The sequence below is a fragment of the Zhouia amylolytica AD3 genome (assembly GCF_000511935.2).
Lineage (GTDB): Bacteria > Bacteroidota > Bacteroidia > Flavobacteriales > Flavobacteriaceae > Zhouia > Zhouia amylolytica.
On the sequence record NZ_AYXY01000023.1, the window covers coordinates 330,114 to 348,555 of the forward strand.

Below are 18,442 nucleotides of genomic sequence, written 5' to 3' on the forward strand. Positions count from 1 at the left end.
TGATCTGGTATTAAATATTTTGTTTTTTTAATTCCTTAACTGCATGATCTACAGCTCTTGCTGTAAATGCCATATAAGTTAATGAAGGGTTTTGACATCCGGAGGAAGTCATAAAAGACCCATCCGTTACAAACACATTTTTGGCAGCATGAACCTGATTAAACCCATTCAATACAGATGTTTTAGGATCATTCCCCATTCTGGCAGTTCCCATTTCATGGATACCAAGCCCCATTCCTCCTATATCATCATAAGTACTGATATCCTTAAAGCCCCCTGCTTCTAACATCTCAACGGCTTGTTGCTTCATATCTTTACGCATCGCCAATTCATTCTCACCAAAGTCCGCATCAAAAGTTACTGTTGGTAATCCCCATTCATCTTTTTTATCATAGTCCAGATACATTCTATTCTTATGATCAGGAAGTGTTTCTCCAAATGCAGTCATTCCCATACTCCATCCTCCTGGATGAAGAATAGCTTCTTTCAGTTCCTTTCCATAATGAAGCTCACTGACATAACCACCATCATAACCTGCTCTTCCGGCTCCACCCTGATAACCATATCCACGAAGAAAATCCTTACGATCAGTATCCCCGCCTATATTCCTAAATCTTGGGATATATATTCCATTTGGCCTTCTTCCTTTATAATACTTGTCTTCAAAGCCATCAATTTTTCCTCTTGCTCCAACTCTGAAGTGGTGATCCATTAAGTTATGCCCTAGCTCTCCACTATCGTTCCCAAATCCTTCAGGAAATCGATTTGATTTAGACTGCAGTAAAATTGATGAAGAAGCAATAGCAGAAGCACACAAGAATATCACCTTAGCTTTAAACTCATAAGTCTCCTTAGTTTCAGAATCAATTACACGCACCCCAGTTGCTTTTCCCTTCTGTTCATCATAAATAACCTCATGAACAATTGAGTTTGGGCGTAATGTCATATTACCTGTTGCTTCAGCTACAGGTAAAGTTGAAGAATTACTACTAAAGTAACCCCCAAAAGGACAGCCACGGATGCAACGATTTCTATATTGACATGAACTTCTCGTTCCTGGCTTTGTTCCTTCAGTAATATGTGCAACCCTTCCGATGGTTAATAAACGGTCGCTAAACTTTTCAGCAATAGAAGATTTTAAATGCTTTTCAACACAATTAAGCTCCATAGCTTTCAGGAATTGCCCATCAGGCAATTGCTTCAGCCCAAGGTTTTCTCCACTCACTCCGATAAAACGCTCAACATGATCATACCAGGGTGCTATATCTTTATATCTTACAGGCCAATCTACACCAATACCATCTTTAAGGTTGGCTTCAAAATCTATTTCACTTAATCTATAACTCTGTCTTCCCCACATAAGAGATCTTCCTCCTACATGGTAACCTCTTATCCAATCAAAGCGCCTATCTTCATTATATGGGTGTTTATGATCATTAACAAACAAATGATCCGACGCTTCACTAACAACATAACCAGTACGGTTTTGTTTAGGTTTTCTTTCTATCATTTCCCTGGTAGCCCTTCCTCCATGTTCAAAATCCCACGGATCTTTATTTGCTGTAGGATAATCCTTCACGTGCTTAAGGTCACGGCCTCTTTCAAGAACAAGAGTCTTCAACCCTTTCTCACAGAGTTCTTTAGCCGCCCAACCGCCAGAAATTCCTGTCCCTACCACTATAGCGTCGTAAGATTCCTGAGGTGTGTTATAATGAAAAATACTCATATTTTTTGTTTTAAAAATTCGATGCCTTCCAAATATATAAATTAATTTTTTACATTAGTTGGATAATTATTTTAACAAATTCACAACTAAACAACACCTTACATATCTAATTTCCGATTATTCGGTTAAAAATCTATCCCTTATGAAAAGAAGAATTTTTATAAAGAACACAAGTCAGTTTGGTTTAGCTTTATCTGTACTTGGAATAACCTCTTGCGCCGATAATAAAAAGAAAAAAGAGCCAGAAAACACCGTTACCATTGAAGATCCTAAGGATCCATTCTTTAAATTATCATTAGCGCAGTGGTCAGTTCACAAGATGATTCACAACAATGAACTAGATCCAATGAATTTTGCTGCAAAAGCAAGTGAGTGGGGATTTGCAGGACTGGAGTACGTAAATCATCTTTACAATAAGGAGTTAGACAAAAACACAAATTTAGCCTTATCTGTTAATAAATTAACTACCGAATTAAATAAGCGAAGTAAAGACAATAATGTCGAGAACTTAATTATGATGGTAGACCTACCAGGAGATATCGGAAGCCTGGCATCTGGCGACAGCGCAATGAGAAAAAAAGCGATTGAAAGCCATCAATTGTGGGCAGATGCTTCTGCCGCTTTGGGCTGCCACAGCATGAGAGTTAACTTACATGGAAATTCAGAGTTAGAGGGCTGGAAAAATTTCTCTGCAGAATCGCTTGCTAAACTCTCAGAATATGCCGCTCAGCAAAATTTAAATATCATTGTAGAAAATCACGGCGGTTTTTCGTCAAACGGACAATACCTCTCTGAAGTTATGAAAACTGTCGACATGGATAATTGCGGAACGCTTCCAGATTTTGGAAACTTTTGCATTAAAAAAGAAAATGGCGAATGTGTTGACGAATACGATCGTTATACAGGCCTTAAAGAACTGCTTCCTTATGCAAAAGGGGTTAGTGCCAAGTCTTATGACTTTGATGCCGAAGGAAATGAAACAACAATTGATTACCAAAAAGCATTACAACTAGTTAAAGATTCAGGATATTCTGGATTTATTGGTGTAGAATACGAAGGTGGCAGATTGAGTGAAGAAGACGGCATCAAAGCTACAAGAGATCTTCTTATTCGAATTGGATCTGCATTGGCATAATAACAAGAATCAAAACTACTTTTTAAAATGAACAAAAAAATACAATTTCAACTTTCCCTGATGATGTTCCTCGAATTTTTTATCTGGGGAGGGTGGTTTGTTTCACTGGGTACTTTTCTGGGAAATAACCTCAATGCAACAGGCGCAGAGACAGCAATGGCTTTTTCAACACAATCATGGGGTGCTATAATAGCGCCTTTTATTATTGGCCTGATAGCAGACCGGTTTTTTAATGCTGAGCGAATCCTGGGCTTATTGCACTTAATAGGAGCTATTTTAATGTATCAAATGGCAAATGCCGCCGACTTCAGTATTTTTTATCCCTATGTTTTAGGCTATATGATATTATATATGCCTACCCTGGCCCTGGTTAATTCTGTGTCATTTAACCAAATGAAAGACCCGGCCAAAGAATTTCCTTTAGTGAGAGTTTTTGGAACTTTGGGATGGATTATCGCCGGACTTACAATAAGCTTCGTCTTTAATTGGGATTCTTCCGAAGGTATTGAACAAGGCTTACTGAAGAATACTTTTATTATGACGGCCGCTGCATCAGCCTTCTTAGGACTCTTTAGTTTCACCTTACCAAAAACACCTCCGAGAGCGAAATCGTCTGGAGAAAAACCCACCATATCTGAAATTCTGGGGCTGGAAGCTTTAAGTCTGCTTAAGAGTAAAAACTTTTTAATATTCTTTATGTCATCAGTACTCATATGTATTCCTTTGGCCTTCTATTACCAGAATGCCAATCCGTTTTTAGCCGAGGTTGGAATGGAAAACCCAACCGGTAAAATGACATTAGGACAGGCCTCTGAAGTGCTTTTCATGCTATTACTGCCTGTGTTCTTTAAAAGATTCGGAATTAAAATGACCCTCTTGGTTGGAATGCTTGCCTGGACAATCAGGTACTTACTATTTGCTTATGGAGATGCTGGAGAACTTGCTTTCATGCTGTTAATAGGGATTGCCTTACACGGAATTTGCTACGACTTTTTCTTTGTTTCCGGACAAATCTATACAGACTCGAAAGCTGGAGAAAAATATAAAAGTGCAGCTCAAGGATTGATCACGCTGGCAACCTATGGAGTGGGAATGCTCATTGGATTCTGGGTGGCAGGTAACATTTCAGATCATTTCTTGTTGTCTGACGGCACTCATGATTGGAATTCAATCTGGACATATCCGGCATTCTTTGCCTTGGGTGTTTTAATCTTATTCATTATCTTCTTTAAAAATGAAAAAGTAGAATACAAACAGTAAAATATGAGAAAAATTAGAATGGGGATGATCGGTGGCGGCATTGGATCTTTTATAGGAGACGTACATCGTAAAGCAGCCTCAATTGATGGAATTATAGAACTTGTATGTGGCGCCTTCAGTAGTTCTTCGGAAAAATCAAAGCAATCGGGGAAAGCCCTGCTATTACCTGAAGAAAGATGCTATGCGAGCTATGAAGAAATGATCCGGAAAGAAAAGGAACTTCCGGAAGATCAGCGCATGGACTTCGTAGCTATTGTCACTCCTAATCATATGCATTTCGAACCGGCTAAAATGGCTTTAGAAAATGGATTCCATGTGGTTTGCGACAAACCAATGACGCTTACTATAACTGAGGCTGAAGAACTAGAAAAAATAGTTCATGAAACCGGACTCCTCTTTGCGCTAACCCATAATTATACCGGACACCCCATGGTAAAACAAGCCAAGGCCATGGTTAAAAATGGTGATTTGGGAGGTATCAGAAAGATTCAAGTACAATACCTTCAAGGCTGGATGGCTACGCAGGTGGAAAAAACAGATAACAAACAAGCCTCCTGGAGAGTTGACCCAAAGAAATCAGGGGTAGGCGGTGCCTTGGGTGATATTGGCACCCACGCAGAAAACCTTGTGGAATACATTACAAACTTAAAGATTGCAGAACTCGCAGCCGACCTGGGCAGGTTTGGTGAAGGACGAGTTTTAGATGATGACGGCAATATTCTATTGCGCATGGAAAATGGAGCGAAAGGAACCATGTCTTTTTCACAAATAGCCGTTGGCGAAGAAAATAATTTAGCGATCCGCGTTTATGGAGAAAAAGGAAGTATCGAATGGCATCAGGAAAATCCAAACCAGCTAATTACGCGTTGGATCGATCAGCCTAAAAAAGTATTCACTCCTAATGGCAATGACCTTTATCCGGAAGCCATTAAAACATCAAGGATACCAGCCGGTCATCCGGAAGGGTATTTAGAAGCTTTCGCTACCATTTACAAAAATTTTGCAATTCACCTCAATAATGTGCTTGCTGGAAAAAACATCGAACAACCAGATTACCCTTCAGTTTCTGATGGTGTAAGAGGGGTTAGATTTATTCATGCCTCAGTTCATAGTGATAAAAATAATACAGCCTGGACAAAACTTTAAAACTGATTATATGAAAACGATAAAAGGACCAGCAGTATTCTTAGCTCAGTTTGTAGACAATAAAGCTCCTTTCAACAGCCTGGATGGCATGTGTAAATGGGCTTCAGACCTGGGGTATAAAGGAATACAAATCCCTACCTGGGAAAACTTCCTTATTGATCTGGACTTAGCTTCCGAGAGTCAAACTTATTGCGACGAATTAAAAGGTAAAATAAATTCCTACGGACTTGAAATAACAGAGTTATCAACCCACTTGCAAGGACAACTGGTTGCTGTTCATCCTGCCTATGATCTCATGTTTGATAATTTCGCTCCGGAAGCCTTAAAAGGCAATCCAAAAGCCAGAACGGAATGGGCCGTGGATACCGTTAAAAAAGCTGCTATTGCAAGTAAACGACTCGGACTTAATGCACATGCTACATTTTCAGGAGCTCTGTTATGGCATACCTTTCACCCATGGCCACAAAGACCGCCCGGTCTTGTAGAAATGGGCTTTGAAGAACTTGCAAAAAGATGGCTCCCGATCTTAAACGTTTTTGATGAAAATGGAGTAGATGTGTGCTATGAAGTTCACCCGGGAGAAGATATTCACGATGGTGACACCTTTGAACGATTTCTTGAAGCTACAGGAAATCACAAACGTGTTAACATCCTTTATGACCCTTCGCATTTTGTACTACAACAATTGGACTATATTGAGTATATCGATCACTACCATGAATTTATTAAGTCATTTCATGTTAAGGATTCCGAATTCAATCCAACAGGTAAAAAAGGAGCATTTGGTGGATACAATAATTGGAGTGAGCGAGCAGGCCGTTACAGATCTCTTGGTGATGGACAGGTGGATTTTAAAAAAATCTTTTCTAAACTTACACAATACGGCTGCGATGTATGGGCAGTAATGGAATGGGAATGTTGCATTAAAAGTCCGGAACAAGGAGCCAGAGAAGGCGCCCCTTTTATTCAGAGGCATATTATTGAAGCCACTGAAAAGGCATTTGATGATTTTGCAGGAGCAGAAATAGATCAAAAAACTTTGAAGAATATCTTAGGACTCTAAAACTAATTAACAAAATGAAGAAGCTAGCTTACATCATTTTTGCCTGCCTGACGGTAATCGGGTGCAAACAAAAAGAGGCAAAAGAAAACAAAGAAGCTCCTGAAAAAACAGCAGCTATGAATACAGACATCCAAAACAATGGTTGGATTACCTTATTTGATGGCTCCTCCTTTGATGCATGGAGAGGATACCTTAAAGAAGAAATGCCATCACAATGGTCCATCGAAGATAAGGCCATGGTATTTACTCCCGGAAAAAATGGAGGAAACAACATTATAACCAAAGAAAAATTCAAGAACTTCGAATTATCTCTGGAATGGAAAATATCTGAAGGAGGAAACAGTGGCATTTTTTGGGGTGTTTATGAAGATCCAAAATTCCCGGAAGCCTATCAAACTGGTCCGGAAATTCAAGTGTTAGATGATGAACGTCATCCAGACGCCAAAAACGGAACCACCCATCAGGCAGGATCACTCTACGATATGATAGCTCCTTCAGAAAAAGTGGTAAAACCGGCAGGCGAGTGGAATACTTGTGTTTTAAAGATAAACCACGAAACAAATGCTGGCAGCATCACCCTTAATGGTACTGAAATTGTTACTTTTCCGGTACACGGTCCGAAATGGGATGTAATGGTTGAAAATTCCAAATTCAAAGGATGGGAAGGCTTTGGAAAATACCAAACAGGACATATTGGCCTACAGGATCATGGCGACAAAGTTTGGTACAGAAACATAAAAATAAAACCTCTTTAAGCCATGGTTTTAAGAAATATAGCTGCCACCATCTTAACCATAGTTCTTTTGACGGGATGCAAAAACAAAAAAGAAAACTCCACTTCTATAGCAATTCATGAAGTTGTAGAAAAGGACTCTATTAAAGAAAAGGAACCTACCAAACCTGAAGAAACTGAAATATGGGAGCCAATCCCACCAAAAGTAGATCCAACCGGAAATAACGGTGTTCCATCAGACGCGGTCATCCTTTTTGATGGATCAGATTTAAATGCCTGGGTTAGCAGTAAAGACACCACTCAAACCGCTGATTGGATACTGAACAACAATGGCAGCATGACTGTTAAAAATGGTGCAGGAAACATTCAAACAAAACAAAAATTTGGAGATATTCAACTCCATATAGAATGGAAAAACCCGGCAGAATCCGAGGCAACCAATCAAAGTAGAGGAAATAGCGGTATTTTTCTCCAAAACAGATATGAAATACAGGTTTTGGACACCTACCAAAATAAAACTTATGTAAACGGACAGGCAGCAGCTATTTATAAGCAACACATCCCTTTGGTCAATGCAAGTAAGCCTTCGGGAGAGTGGCAAACCTATGATGTAATCTACAGAGCACCACAATTCGACAGTGAAGGGAATAAAACACGTTCGGCTACAGTAACCGTTTTACACAATAATGTTTTGGTACAAGATCACGTAATCATAAAAGGTACTACCGAATATATTGGCTGGCCAAAAAACGAACCACATGGTAAAGCCCCTTTAAAGCTTCAGGACCATATGGACCATAGCGGAGTCAGCTTTAGGAATATTTGGATTCGGGAGCTATAAAGCATCAATCGACCCTATCTATTATTCCACCTACTCAAGGCTTTTTTATATCACCAGTGAAAAATGATTTCAAAAAAACTAATAGCGCTTTTCATCTGCAGCTTCATTTTTGCATCTAACAATGCTCAAAAGCGGCTTAGAGATTATGGAATTGAAATAGGTGTCATTCCTACAGGAGAACTGAACGCTATTACAGATGTTTCAGGAGTAAAAGTAGGTCATACCACAAAATGCCTGGGTGATAGTATAAGAACGGGGGTAACGGCAATATTACCTCACAGCGAAAACATTTTCCAGCAAAAGGTGCCCGCTGCGGTTTTCGTCGGTAATGGTTTTGGCAAATTAGCCGGAAGTACTCAGGTTAATGAATTGGGAAACATTGAAACGCCAATCGTTTTAACAAACACTTTGAATGTGGCCACTGCCATGGATGCCCTCATTAAATACACACTCCGCCAGGATGGGAATGAAGATGTAAGGTCGGTGAATGCCATTGTTGGTGAAACTAACGATGGTTATTTAAATGACATTAGAGGGCAACACATCACCACAAACGATATATTTAGCGCCATTGAAAATTCGTCAGAAACCAATGTACAGGAAGGCAGCATTGGAGCTGGCACAGGAACTGTTTCTTTCGGGTACAAAGGCGGTATTGGCACTGCTTCAAGGAAACTCCCCGAAAGTCTGGGCGGCTACACTGTAGGTGTTATCGTTCAATCTAATTTTGGAGGGGTTCTCCAGGTTGCCGGAATAAATGTAGGGAAAGAACTAGGTAATTTTGCCTTTAGCAATCAATTGTTAAACAACGTTGATGGCTCTTGCATGATTGTCGTCGCTACGGATGCCCCTCTTGACCACAGAAACTTGAATAGACTGGCCAAACGAGCATTCTTAGGTATTGCCAAAACCGGAGGGATTGTTTCCAACGGAAGTGGCGATTACGTAATTGCATTTTCCACCGCTGAAGAAGTTCGAATTCCATACAATACCCCACAACTAATGACTTGGCAAACGGTATCTAACGACCATATGTCTCCTATTTTCATGGCCGCCATTGAAGCTACAGAAGAAGCTATTTTAAACGCATTATTTAAGTCAAAAACAACGGTCGGCAAAAATGGTAGAACTATTGAAGCCTTACCTGTTTCAAAAGTTTTAAAGATTTTAAAAAAGCACCAGGTAATAAAAAACTAAAAGATGGTCATTGAGCAGTTAACGCGATAAAAGCATGTTGTAATCGCTTCGTTATTTCCCCGGCTTCCTGCTTTTTAAAACACACTTCACCATTCATAATCATCGATTTGACCCCTAAAATCTGTGTAGTGGTTCCTGTCAAAAAAACTTCATCAACCTCCGACAATTGATCAATTTTCAATGGATCTTCATGTATTACCACATCTAATTTCTTACAAAGATCAATAACAGCCTTTCTAGTAATACCAGGTAATATGTAGTGCCCTTCAGGATGAGTGTATACTTCATTATTCACTACAAAGAAAATTGAAGAATGCGACCCTTCTGTTATTACTCCCTGTCTATGTAAAATAGTTTCGTGAAACCCGTTTTTGATAGCTTCATCATTCATCGCTACATTGGCTATTAAAGAGGTGGCCTTAATATCACACCGATGCCATCTGTAATCTTCGGTAATTAAAACATCCACAAATCTCTTATCAAATCCTTTTAACGCTACAGGAAAGGCATACACCAAAATAGTAGGCGTCACATTTTCCGGGTAATAATGAGTACGGGGTGCTACTCCACGAGTAATCTGAATATATACAGCCCCATCCTGTTCTCCCAGTTTAACTTTAGTAACAGCTTCTTCTAATACAGGTTTTAGCCTACTGACATCAAAATCAATATGAACCTGGTTTAACCCATACCTTAACCTATTTAAGTGTGCGTCTTTTAAAAAAAACTTTCCGCTGTAAAAAGGAATAACCTCATAAAGTCCATCACCGAAAATAAACCCTCTGTCAAAAACAGAAATAGTAGCATGCTCTTGCCTAAGCCACTCACCATTTAAATACACAACTTCGGGAAAGGTTTTTTTCATAACGTAATCCATAAACTTCTCAAAAATAAGCTAAGTTGGTAAAAGATCATACATTAAATCCCTGAAAGGCATATAACAACCCTACTTTCAAATAAATATTCTTTATTGTATTTTATGTAATTTTAAATGACATAAATTTTAACGTACTTTTGCATAACTTTTAAAATCAGAGCATGATACAATCCATGACAGGTTACGGGAAGAATGTAATACAGCTTCCCAGCAAAAAAATAACCATAGAGCTAAAATCATTAAACAGTAAAGGCCTGGACCTTAATGCCCGTATACCATCTCTTTACCGAGAAAAGGAAATGGAATTAAGAAATACTATAGCCTCTTCCTTAAAACGAGGAAAGGTTGATTTTGGATTGTATGTGGAGATTACAGGGGAAGAAACTTCTTCCGCGATTAATATCCCTGTTGTTAAAGAATACATCAGGCAACTTAAAGAAGTTACGCCGGAAGCAGCCGAATCTGACAACAACATTGAGCTGATGAAAATGGCTGTTCGCCTGCCAGATGCCCTGAAAACGGAACGTGATGAAATTGACGAGGAAGAATTCAAGGCGATCGCTGAAGCACTTGATAATGCCTTAAAAGAAATCAACAAATTTAGAACTTCAGAAGGGGAAGCTTTAGAAAAAGAATTTAACATCAGAATCAATAATATAAAAGATCTCCTTTCTCAAGTGGAGACTCTTGATGCTGAGCGCTTAAATGCCGTTAGAGAACGACTCACAAAAGCCATCGCAGACTTAAAAGAAAATGTTGACGAAAATCGTTTTGAACAAGAGTTGATCTACTATCTTGAAAAATTAGATATTACCGAAGAGAAAGTTCGTCTGGCCAATCATCTGGACTACTTCATAAGCACTTTAAAATCTAAAGATTCTAACGGAAGAAAACTAGGCTTTATATGTCAGGAAATTGGAAGAGAAATCAACACGATGGGTTCTAAGGCCAATTACGCCCCTGTTCAGCAATTGGTTGTTCAGATGAAAGACGAACTGGAAAAAATAAAAGAACAAATTTTAAACGTACTTTAAATGGCCAACGGCAAGCTTATTATATTCTCTGCACCTTCGGGCAGTGGAAAAACTACTATTGTTAAACATTTACTGGAACATCCCGAATTAAATCTGGAATTCTCTATATCAGCGACAACACGACAGCCCAGAGGTGAAGAAAAAGATGGAATCAATTATTACTTTCTATCGCTAGACAACTTTAAACAACATATTAAGAATGGTGATTTTGTTGAATGGGAAGAAGTCTACAGAGATAATTTCTATGGCACTCTTAAGACGGAAGTCGAACGTATTTGGGCACAAGGCAAAAACGTGATTTTTGATATTGATGTGGCAGGTGGTTTGCGAATCAAACGAAAATTTCCGGAAGAAACACTAGCTGTTTTTGTAAAACCCCCAAGTATTGACGAATTAAAGATCAGATTGAAAAAGCGCAAAACAGAAAGCGAAGACAAAATTAATATGCGTATTGCCAAAGCTTCAGTCGAATTGGCTACGGCTCCTCAATTTGACACGATTATAAAAAACTATGATCTTGACACGGCCAAACAAGAAGCCTATGATCTGGTAGCTGATTTTATTGGACTAAAAAAGAAGGTTAATGAATAAAAAAATAGGCCTGTATTTTGGAACCTTTAATCCTATCCACATTGGTCACTTAGCCATCGCTAATCATATGGTTGAGTTTTCTGATCTGGAAGAGGTGTGGTTTGTAATCACTCCTGTAAGTCCATTTAAAAAGAAATCTTCATTACTTGACAACCATCATCGTCTCGAAATGGTATATAAGGCCACTGAGGATTATGAAAAGTTGAAGCCCTCTGATATAGAATTCAAAATGGAACCTCCATATTACACGGTAAACACCTTGGCCTATCTCGAAGAAAAATATCCAGAAAATCAATTCGCTCTGATCATGGGTGAAGACAACATTAAAGGATTCCATAAATGGAAAAATTACGAAGTTATCCTCGAGAGAAATAACCTGTACGTTTATCCCAGAATATCATCCGGCAATATAGTGGACGACCTGAAAAACCATCCTAAGATACACCATGTAGATGCTCCGATCATGGAAATATCAGCATCATTTATCAGAAAGAGTATCGCCGAGGGTAAAAACATAAGACCGTTGCTTTCAGAAAAAGTCTGGGAGTACATTGACAGCATGAATTTCTACAAATAAAATTCAACCCTTTCTATTAGGGTACTTCTATCCGACATAAAAAAATGCTAACATCCTATGCGTGCGACGCGCTTTTTTCGATGGGGGGCATGTTCATATAACAAATTAAAATTCGATAACGTGATTCTCGCCCTTTTCAGGGTTATCCTGTTTGTTTTAACAGAAGAAAAATCCGCTACCCAATATTTACAACCACCTGTATTACAACACAATAAATCATTTTCAGATATGGATAACTTGACTGCCTAAAGGCAACATTTGCTATAACAAACCTGAACTTCTAACAGTCCTGTATTCTCAACTAATGTGTTGTCCTGTTTAGTCCATAATGGTCTATTCAATAATCCGTAACTTTATACACTAAACTTTAAATTTCATGAGCACTAAAAAACCTTTTAATTTACTTAAGTGGGTTGAGGAAAACAGAGATCTCCTGAAACCTCCGGTAGGTAACAAAAACCTCTACAAGGAAGCTGAAGATTATATTGTAATGGTTGTTGCGGGACCTAACGCCCGTAAAGATTATCACTATAATGAGACCGAAGAATTATTCTATCAGATTGAAGGGAAAATAGAGGTGCATGTACAAGAAGAAGGAGTAAAAAAAACAATGGAATTAGGTCCTGGCGACATGTATTTACATCCCGCTAAAGTACCCCATTCGCCAGTTCGAAAGGAAGGCTCAATAGGGCTTGTTATCGAACGGAAAAGAGCTGGAAAAGGTTTCACTGACGGACTACTTTGGTATTGCGACAATTGCAATAACAAAATACACGACGTTTATTTTGAACTAAAAGACATAGAAAAGGATTTCCTCCCTCATTTCAAGAATTTTTATAGTTCGGAAGACATTCGAACCTGTAATAATTGCGGAACCGTAATGCCTGTTGACAAACGATTTACGGCAGATGATGATTAAGCAATTAATTATTTGTACATTCGTGAAAATTTATAACAAAAACATTAAAAAAAGTTACAAATGTCAATAGTTGCTACAGATTTTGGTATTGAAGAAGCCCTGAAAAGCCTAGGCGTTAAAGAACTTAATGCCGGTACTTCTACAGGCTCTAAGTGGTTTTCTAATGGAAGTGAAATAGAATCAAACTCTCCGGTAGACGGTCAACTAATCGCAAAGGTTACCTCCACCACAAAAGAAGATTATGAGAATGTTGTAAAAACTGCGCATGCAGCTTTTAAAGAGTGGAGAATGTTACCTGCCCCAAAACGAGGTGATATTGTACGTCAATTTGGCGATAAACTTCGCGAATTCAAGGAGCCTTTGGGGAAACTTGTTTCTTATGAAATGGGAAAAAGTTATCAGGAAGGCCTGGGTGAGGTACAGGAAATGATTGATATATGTGATTTTGCATTGGGATTATCTCGTCAATTACATGGTCTTACCATGCATTCTGAACGTCCATTGCACAGAATGTATGAACAATATCATCCATTAGGAATTGTAGGTATAATATCCGCTTTTAATTTTCCGGTAGCTGTGTGGAGCTGGAACACTGCTCTCGCTTGGGTATGTGGTGATGTTTGTATTTGGAAGCCTTCGGAAAAAACACCTCTTACAGGGGTGGCATGCCAAAACCTAATCGCTGAAGTGCTAAAAGAAAATGATATGCCAGAAGGTATCTCATGTTTGATCAATGGTGATTATAAAGTTGGAGAGCTCATGACTCATGATAACAGAGTTCCTTTGATATCTGCTACTGGCTCGATAAGAATGGGAAAAATAGTGGCGCAGGCAGTTGGAGCACGCCTTGGTAAATCCTTATTGGAGTTAGGTGGTAACAACGCCATTATAGTGACTCCGGAGGCAGATCTGAAAATGACTATTATTGGTGCGGTATTCGGTGCTGTCGGAACCGCCGGACAACGATGCACCTCTACCAGAAGATTAATTATACACGAATCAATCTACGACACTGTTAAGAAGAAACTGGTAGATGCTTACAAACAATTGCGTATCGGAAATCCTCTTGATGAAAACAATCATGTAGGTCCGGTTATAGATAAAGATGCCGTTAAAAATTATCAAAATGCACTGAACAAAGTTGTTGAAGAAGGAGGAAACATTCTGGTTGAAGGTGGTGTTCTTGAAGGTGAAGGATACGAAAGTGGCTGTTATGTTAAACCAGCCATTGCAGAAGCTCAAAATCATTTTGATATTGTACAGGAAGAAACCTTTGCTCCCATTTTATACCTAATGAAATATTCAGGAGATGTTGTCAATGCACTAGAACTTCAAAACGGTGTTAAACAAGGGCTATCTTCTGCAATAATGACCACAAATCTACGTGAAGCCGAGCAATTCTTGAGCCACTCCGGATCCGATTGTGGTATTGCCAACGTAAACATTGGAACCTCTGGCGCAGAAATTGGAGGAGCTTTTGGTGGCGAAAAAGAAACTGGTGGTGGTCGTGAAAGTGGATCTGACGCTTGGAAAGTTTACATGCGTCGTCAAACCAACACCATAAACTACTCAACAGAATTACCATTAGCACAAGGAATAAAGTTTGATCTTTAAGATCGCATAAATTATAATCATTTTATAAGCCACAAGCCGGTTCGATTCATCGAATCGGCTTGCTTTTTATCTGTATATCAGTGGTTTATTGTTAAAATTTGTCTTAAATTTAAGAAGAGTTAATTTCAATAAACCAAACATGACAAAAAAAACACTTTACATTTTAGGAATCATCCTCACCATCATCGTTGGAATGATTTTAAACTGGCTGTACTGTTGCAATATTTCTTCTCCCGCAGAAATCCCTGCTATTTCAGAAGAAATTGAGGCTCCGACTAATCCTCTGGAAATACGAGAAAACGATGGCAGTTTCTCTTATAATGATCCAGATAATTTTAACTTTAAAACTTCCGGCTTTGATATTGTTTCACCGGTAGCAACAGGAGTCCAAAAAGGCGTAGACTCCGTAAGGAATTATTTAGCTTCACATGATACTAAATACATTCATATTACCGGACTTTACCTGGCTTCCGAAGAAAACTTATCACCTTATCCTAACTTGGGTATTGCCAGAGCAACACATGTCAAAAATTATTTTGTATCCAATGGGGTTCCATCAAACCAGGTCATTACCAATGGTGAATTAAAAGAAAACCTTACCACCTTTAATGATATGTTATACGGACCTGTTGAATTCGAAATAACTTCAACTGGTGAACACGACGAAGAATCACTTCAAGCTTTGCTCGAGAAAATTCAAAACGATCCCTTAATTATTTATTTTGAATATGGAGAAAGTCGAATCGACCTCAGCGCCGAACAACGTCATAAGGTAGCTGATATCTCCGACTATCTCGATAAAGTATCTGGAGCTGTTTGTCACATTACAGGACATACTGATAACACCAGCAGCGAAGAGTTCAATTACGAACTTGGACTTAAAAGAGCAAAGTTCCTTAGAGATTATTTTGTGACCCACGGAATTCCGGCAGACAAAATAACCACAGACTCAAAAGGCGAAACCGAACCTATAGCAGACAACACATCTGATGAAGGTAAAGCAAAAAATAGAAGAACAGTATTAACTATAAATAAACAAAACTAGACATTATGAATTTGTGTATCCTAATCCCATTAATCACAGGAATAATCTGCGCAATTTTAGGTTATTTGATCGGAAAAGCAGCCGCTGGAAACAATACTCGTGAAATAGATGAGTGGAAAAATAAATATTCAGCTCTGGAAAAAGATTTGGCTGATTGCAATAAAAAGTTAAATTCAAAAGATCAAAATACCCTAAATATCATTCCGTTCGATGCTACATTGGCAAAATCTATTTTTGGCAAAGCAGTCAAAGAAAATGATCTAAAGATCGTTGAAGGTATTGGACCTAAAATAGAACAACTATTCAAAGACCACGGCATAGCCACATGGAAAGAACTTTCTGAAACGAGCGTTCATAAATGTCAGGACATCTTAGATGATGGTGGCGAAGCTTATAAAATACATAGTCCGATTACGTGGCCTGAACAAGCCCGACTGGCTTATGAAGGAAAATGGCAAAGACTTCATGAATGGCAGGACTTCTTAAAAGGAGGACGTATCAAATAAAATAAAAAAGGGTAACCGACGGTTACCCTTTTTTTGCATCAATTAATTATAAAACAAATTAAACTAGAGGTCCTCCAGCTTTTATTTCATCATTTGCATATGATTCGAATTTTTTAAAGTTCGCTTTGAACGCATCGGCTAATTCCTGAGCCTTTTTATAATAACCTTCGTCATTATTCCAGGTCCTTCTGGAACTTAGTACCTCAGTTGGCACATTAGGACAAGATCTTGGCTGTGCCAGTCCAAAAACGGAATGGATGTGATAATCATCATAAGATATTTCCTCCGGCAAATCTCCATTCATAGCGGCAGTAATCATGGCTCTGGTATGCTTAAGCGCCATTCGTTTTCCAACCCCGTAAGGACCACCAGTCCAACCCGTATTGATAAGCCAGACATTCACACCTGATTCCTTCATCTTTTTGCTTAACATCTCAGCATAAACCGTCGGGTGTAATGGCATAAATGGCGCACCAAAACAAGCCGAAAAACTTGGTACCGGTTCATTAACACCAGCTTCTGTACCTGCAACTTTAGCAGTATATCCGGAAATAAAATGATATGCTGCCTGACCTGGTGTTAGTTTAGAAATTGGAGGCAATACACCAAATGCATCAGCAGTTAAAAAGAAAATATTCTTCGGATGCTTCCCTATAGAAGGTTGCTGAATGTTTTGAATATGGTATATAGGATAACTGACCCTTGTGTTTTGTGTTATACTCACATTGGTAAAATCAACTTTACCATTTTCATTCATAATAACATTTTCGAGAATAGCACCTTTTTTTATAGCACCGAAAATTTCAGGCTCACTATCTGCAGAAAGATTAATAGCTTTTGCATAGCATCCCCCCTCAAAGTTAAAAATGGTATCTTCAGGAGTCCAACCATGTTCATCATCCCCGATAAGCTTTCTATTCGGATCGGCTGATAAGGTCGTCTTTCCCGTACCTGATAACCCAAAAAATATTGAAGTATCTCCCTCCTTACCAACATTCGCACTACAGTGCATTGGCAAGGTATCGTGATATACAGGCAATAAAAAGTTTAATGCAGAAAAAATCCCCTTTTTGATTTCTCCTGTATAACCGGTTCCTCCTATTAAAGCTATTTTTTTAGAAAAGTTTAAAATAGCAAAGTTATGTTGTCGGGTGCCATCAGTTTCAGGATCTGCCATAAAACCAGGAGCATTTACAATCAACCAGTCTTCTTTAAAACCTTCCAACTCCTCCTCTTCAGGACGTAAAAACATATTGTAAGCAAATAAATTACTCCACGGGTATTCATTTACAACTCGAATGTTTTGCCTGTAGTTTTCATCAGCGCACACATAACTATCCCTAACATAAACCTCTTTCTCTGAAAGATAAGCAACTACCTTATCGTATAGTTTATCAAATTTATCAGGGTCAAAAGGAATATTGATATCTCCCCACCAGACCTTGTCGCTAGTAATTTCGTCTTTTACAATGAATCGGTCTTTAGGCGAACGTCCAGTAAACTCTCCGGTATTTATGGCTAAAGCTCCAGATGAAGCTTCCTTACCCATATTTTTTTCGATAGTAATACTGTGCAGCTCATCCGGTGAAAGTTGATAATACACATTGGCATTATGTATTCCGTACTTCTTTAACGAAATGTGATTCGTTACCAAGGAATTTGTAGCCATAATAACTTCTTTTTTTGTTAGTTTGTTTTAAGAGTTCTTATGACGCAAAAATATGAAAATATACCTACTACAACGTTTGAGTTGTGATATTTATTTGGTTTTTATAGATAAAACGTTAAATATTAACATTCCCCATGCGATTATCAGAAGTAAACCACCAATTGGAGTGACAAATCCTATTTTCTTAAAGTCAAATGATGATAAATTGTTAGTGGCTAATCCATAAATTGAACCTGAGAATAGAACTACACCTATCAAAACCAGGTAAAAAATAGTCATTTTGGCTCCATTACTGAGATAACTACTTCCACCAACAAATAATAAAAGTAATGCATGATACATCTGGTATTTAACACCCGTTTCAAATGTACCGATAGCATCTGCATCGATAAGCTTTTTTAGCCCATGAGCTCCAAAAGCACCCAAAATCACTGCCAACATTCCTAAAAGGGCAGCAACACCTAAAATTGTTTTGTTCATAACTTTATATAAGAAGTTTTTTATAAATA

18 protein-coding genes are annotated in these 18,442 nt (G+C 38.5%); 14 read left to right on the plus strand and 4 right to left on the minus strand.

Annotated features, from left to right (window positions below):
- Window positions 1-10: 10 nt before the first annotated feature.
- A complete protein-coding gene (locus tag P278_RS12185; RefSeq protein WP_038267198.1) occupies window positions 11-1,726 on the minus strand; it encodes a GMC oxidoreductase in 1,716 nt (571 codons plus the stop codon).
- A 142-nt stretch (window positions 1,727-1,868) separates the two neighbouring features.
- Between P278_RS12185 and P278_RS12190 the strand changes: the two genes are divergently transcribed.
- The 7 genes from P278_RS12190 to P278_RS12220 all read left to right on the plus strand — a co-directional run bounded on the left by P278_RS12190 (window position 1,869) and on the right by P278_RS12220 (window position 9,101).
- Window positions 1,869-2,861, plus strand: a complete 993-nt coding sequence (locus P278_RS12190) for a sugar phosphate isomerase/epimerase family protein (protein ID WP_038267945.1) — start codon at window positions 1,869-1,871, stop codon at window positions 2,859-2,861.
- 27 nt (window positions 2,862-2,888) lie between these two features.
- Window positions 2,889-4,121 carry a nucleoside permease gene (locus P278_RS12195; protein ID WP_038267201.1) on the plus strand — a complete coding sequence of 411 codons (1,233 nt, stop codon included), beginning with the start codon at window positions 2,889-2,891 and terminating at the stop codon, window positions 4,119-4,121.
- Between the two features lie 3 nt (window positions 4,122-4,124).
- Window positions 4,125-5,267 (plus strand): Gfo/Idh/MocA family protein, encoded by a 1,143-nt coding sequence (locus tag P278_RS12200; RefSeq protein ID WP_038267204.1) that lies wholly within the window; start codon window positions 4,125-4,127, stop codon window positions 5,265-5,267.
- Window positions 5,268-5,277: 10 nt separating this feature from the next.
- Window positions 5,278-6,330 (plus strand): sugar phosphate isomerase/epimerase family protein, encoded by a 1,053-nt coding sequence (locus P278_RS12205; protein ID WP_038267948.1) that lies wholly within the window; start codon window positions 5,278-5,280, stop codon window positions 6,328-6,330.
- Between the two features lie 14 nt (window positions 6,331-6,344).
- Window positions 6,345-7,085 carry a 3-keto-disaccharide hydrolase gene (locus P278_RS12210; protein WP_038267207.1) on the plus strand — a complete coding sequence of 247 codons (741 nt, stop codon included), beginning with the start codon at window positions 6,345-6,347 and terminating at the stop codon, window positions 7,083-7,085.
- A gap of 3 nt (window positions 7,086-7,088) precedes the next feature.
- Window positions 7,089-7,904, plus strand: coding sequence for a 3-keto-disaccharide hydrolase (locus P278_RS12215; protein ID WP_038267210.1), 816 nt, complete (start codon window positions 7,089-7,091; stop codon window positions 7,902-7,904).
- A gap of 63 nt (window positions 7,905-7,967) precedes the next feature.
- On the plus strand, window positions 7,968-9,101 hold the full coding sequence (locus tag P278_RS12220) for a DmpA family aminopeptidase (RefSeq protein ID WP_038267213.1): 1,134 nt from the start codon (window positions 7,968-7,970) through the stop codon (window positions 9,099-9,101).
- A gap of 7 nt (window positions 9,102-9,108) precedes the next feature.
- Here the strand turns inward: P278_RS12220 and P278_RS12225 are convergent, their stop codons facing one another.
- Entirely contained in the window at window positions 9,109-9,966 is an 858-nt protein-coding gene (locus P278_RS12225) for an aminotransferase class IV (RefSeq protein ID WP_038267216.1), read from the minus strand.
- A gap of 173 nt (window positions 9,967-10,139) precedes the next feature.
- On the opposite strand from P278_RS12225, the gene P278_RS12230 reads away from it, so the two are divergent.
- From P278_RS12230 to P278_RS12260, 7 genes are all read left to right on the plus strand, one after another.
- Window positions 10,140-11,012: a YicC/YloC family endoribonuclease gene (locus P278_RS12230; protein ID WP_038267219.1), complete on the plus strand. Its 873-nt coding sequence runs from the start codon at window positions 10,140-10,142 to the stop codon at window positions 11,010-11,012.
- Window positions 11,013-11,603 (plus strand): guanylate kinase, encoded by a 591-nt coding sequence (gene gmk, locus P278_RS12235; RefSeq protein WP_038267222.1) that lies wholly within the window; start codon window positions 11,013-11,015, stop codon window positions 11,601-11,603. It begins immediately after the preceding gene.
- Window positions 11,596-12,180 (plus strand): nicotinate (nicotinamide) nucleotide adenylyltransferase, encoded by a 585-nt coding sequence (gene nadD / locus P278_RS12240; protein WP_038267225.1) that lies wholly within the window; start codon window positions 11,596-11,598, stop codon window positions 12,178-12,180. The genes gmk and nadD overlap by 8 nt, the downstream gene beginning before the upstream one ends.
- A 376-nt stretch (window positions 12,181-12,556) precedes the next feature.
- Complete coding sequence (locus tag P278_RS12245; RefSeq protein WP_038267228.1) at window positions 12,557-13,099, plus strand: 3-hydroxyanthranilate 3,4-dioxygenase; 543 nt, start codon at window positions 12,557-12,559, stop codon at window positions 13,097-13,099.
- 60 nt (window positions 13,100-13,159) lie between these two features.
- The gene (gene amaB, locus P278_RS12250; RefSeq protein ID WP_038267232.1) at window positions 13,160-14,713 is read left to right on the plus strand and encodes an L-piperidine-6-carboxylate dehydrogenase; all 1,554 of its coding nucleotides are present in this window, start codon (window positions 13,160-13,162) and stop codon (window positions 14,711-14,713) included.
- Window positions 14,714-14,852: 139 nt separating this feature from the next.
- Window positions 14,853-15,758, plus strand: coding sequence for an OmpA family protein (locus P278_RS12255; protein WP_038267234.1), 906 nt, complete (start codon window positions 14,853-14,855; stop codon window positions 15,756-15,758).
- Between the two features lie 5 nt (window positions 15,759-15,763).
- Window positions 15,764-16,264 carry a hypothetical protein gene (locus P278_RS12260; protein WP_038267236.1) on the plus strand — a complete coding sequence of 167 codons (501 nt, stop codon included), beginning with the start codon at window positions 15,764-15,766 and terminating at the stop codon, window positions 16,262-16,264.
- Window positions 16,265-16,322: 58 nt separating this feature from the next.
- Here P278_RS12260 and pckA read toward each other — a convergent pair whose 3' ends face one another.
- Entirely contained in the window at window positions 16,323-17,933 is a 1,611-nt protein-coding gene (pckA, locus tag P278_RS12265; protein ID WP_038267239.1) for a phosphoenolpyruvate carboxykinase (ATP), read from the minus strand.
- A 90-nt stretch (window positions 17,934-18,023) separates the two neighbouring features.
- Entirely contained in the window at window positions 18,024-18,413 is a 390-nt protein-coding gene (locus P278_RS12270) for a DUF423 domain-containing protein (protein ID WP_038267241.1), read from the minus strand.
- Between the last annotated feature and the right edge of the window lie 29 nt (window positions 18,414-18,442).

Excerpts from the sequence above, each read along its gene's own strand:
- P278_RS12185 (WP_038267198.1), bottom strand. The coding sequence starts at position 1,726 with ATGAGTATTTTTCATTATAACACACCTCAGGAATCTTACGACGCTATA.
- P278_RS12190 (WP_038267945.1), top strand. The coding sequence starts at position 1,869 with ATGAAAAGAAGAATTTTTATAAAGAACACAAGTCAGTTTGGTTTAGCT.
- P278_RS12195 (WP_038267201.1), top strand. The coding sequence starts at position 2,889 with ATGAACAAAAAAATACAATTTCAACTTTCCCTGATGATGTTCCTCGAA.
- P278_RS12200 (WP_038267204.1), top strand. The coding sequence starts at position 4,125 with ATGAGAAAAATTAGAATGGGGATGATCGGTGGCGGCATTGGATCTTTT.
- P278_RS12205 (WP_038267948.1), top strand. The coding sequence starts at position 5,278 with ATGAAAACGATAAAAGGACCAGCAGTATTCTTAGCTCAGTTTGTAGAC.
- P278_RS12210 (WP_038267207.1), top strand. The coding sequence starts at position 6,345 with ATGAAGAAGCTAGCTTACATCATTTTTGCCTGCCTGACGGTAATCGGG.
- P278_RS12215 (WP_038267210.1), top strand. The coding sequence starts at position 7,089 with ATGGTTTTAAGAAATATAGCTGCCACCATCTTAACCATAGTTCTTTTG.
- P278_RS12220 (WP_038267213.1), top strand. The coding sequence starts at position 7,968 with ATGATTTCAAAAAAACTAATAGCGCTTTTCATCTGCAGCTTCATTTTT.
- P278_RS12225 (WP_038267216.1), bottom strand. The coding sequence starts at position 9,966 with ATGAAAAAAACCTTTCCCGAAGTTGTGTATTTAAATGGTGAGTGGCTT.
- P278_RS12230 (WP_038267219.1), top strand. The coding sequence starts at position 10,140 with ATGATACAATCCATGACAGGTTACGGGAAGAATGTAATACAGCTTCCC.
- gmk (WP_038267222.1), top strand. The coding sequence starts at position 11,013 with ATGGCCAACGGCAAGCTTATTATATTCTCTGCACCTTCGGGCAGTGGA.
- nadD (WP_038267225.1), top strand. The coding sequence starts at position 11,596 with ATGAATAAAAAAATAGGCCTGTATTTTGGAACCTTTAATCCTATCCAC.
- P278_RS12245 (WP_038267228.1), top strand. The coding sequence starts at position 12,557 with ATGAGCACTAAAAAACCTTTTAATTTACTTAAGTGGGTTGAGGAAAAC.
- amaB (WP_038267232.1), top strand. The coding sequence starts at position 13,160 with ATGTCAATAGTTGCTACAGATTTTGGTATTGAAGAAGCCCTGAAAAGC.
- P278_RS12255 (WP_038267234.1), top strand. The coding sequence starts at position 14,853 with ATGACAAAAAAAACACTTTACATTTTAGGAATCATCCTCACCATCATC.
- P278_RS12260 (WP_038267236.1), top strand. The coding sequence starts at position 15,764 with ATGAATTTGTGTATCCTAATCCCATTAATCACAGGAATAATCTGCGCA.
- pckA (WP_038267239.1), bottom strand. The coding sequence starts at position 17,933 with ATGGCTACAAATTCCTTGGTAACGAATCACATTTCGTTAAAGAAGTAC.
- P278_RS12270 (WP_038267241.1), bottom strand. The coding sequence starts at position 18,413 with ATGAACAAAACAATTTTAGGTGTTGCTGCCCTTTTAGGAATGTTGGCA.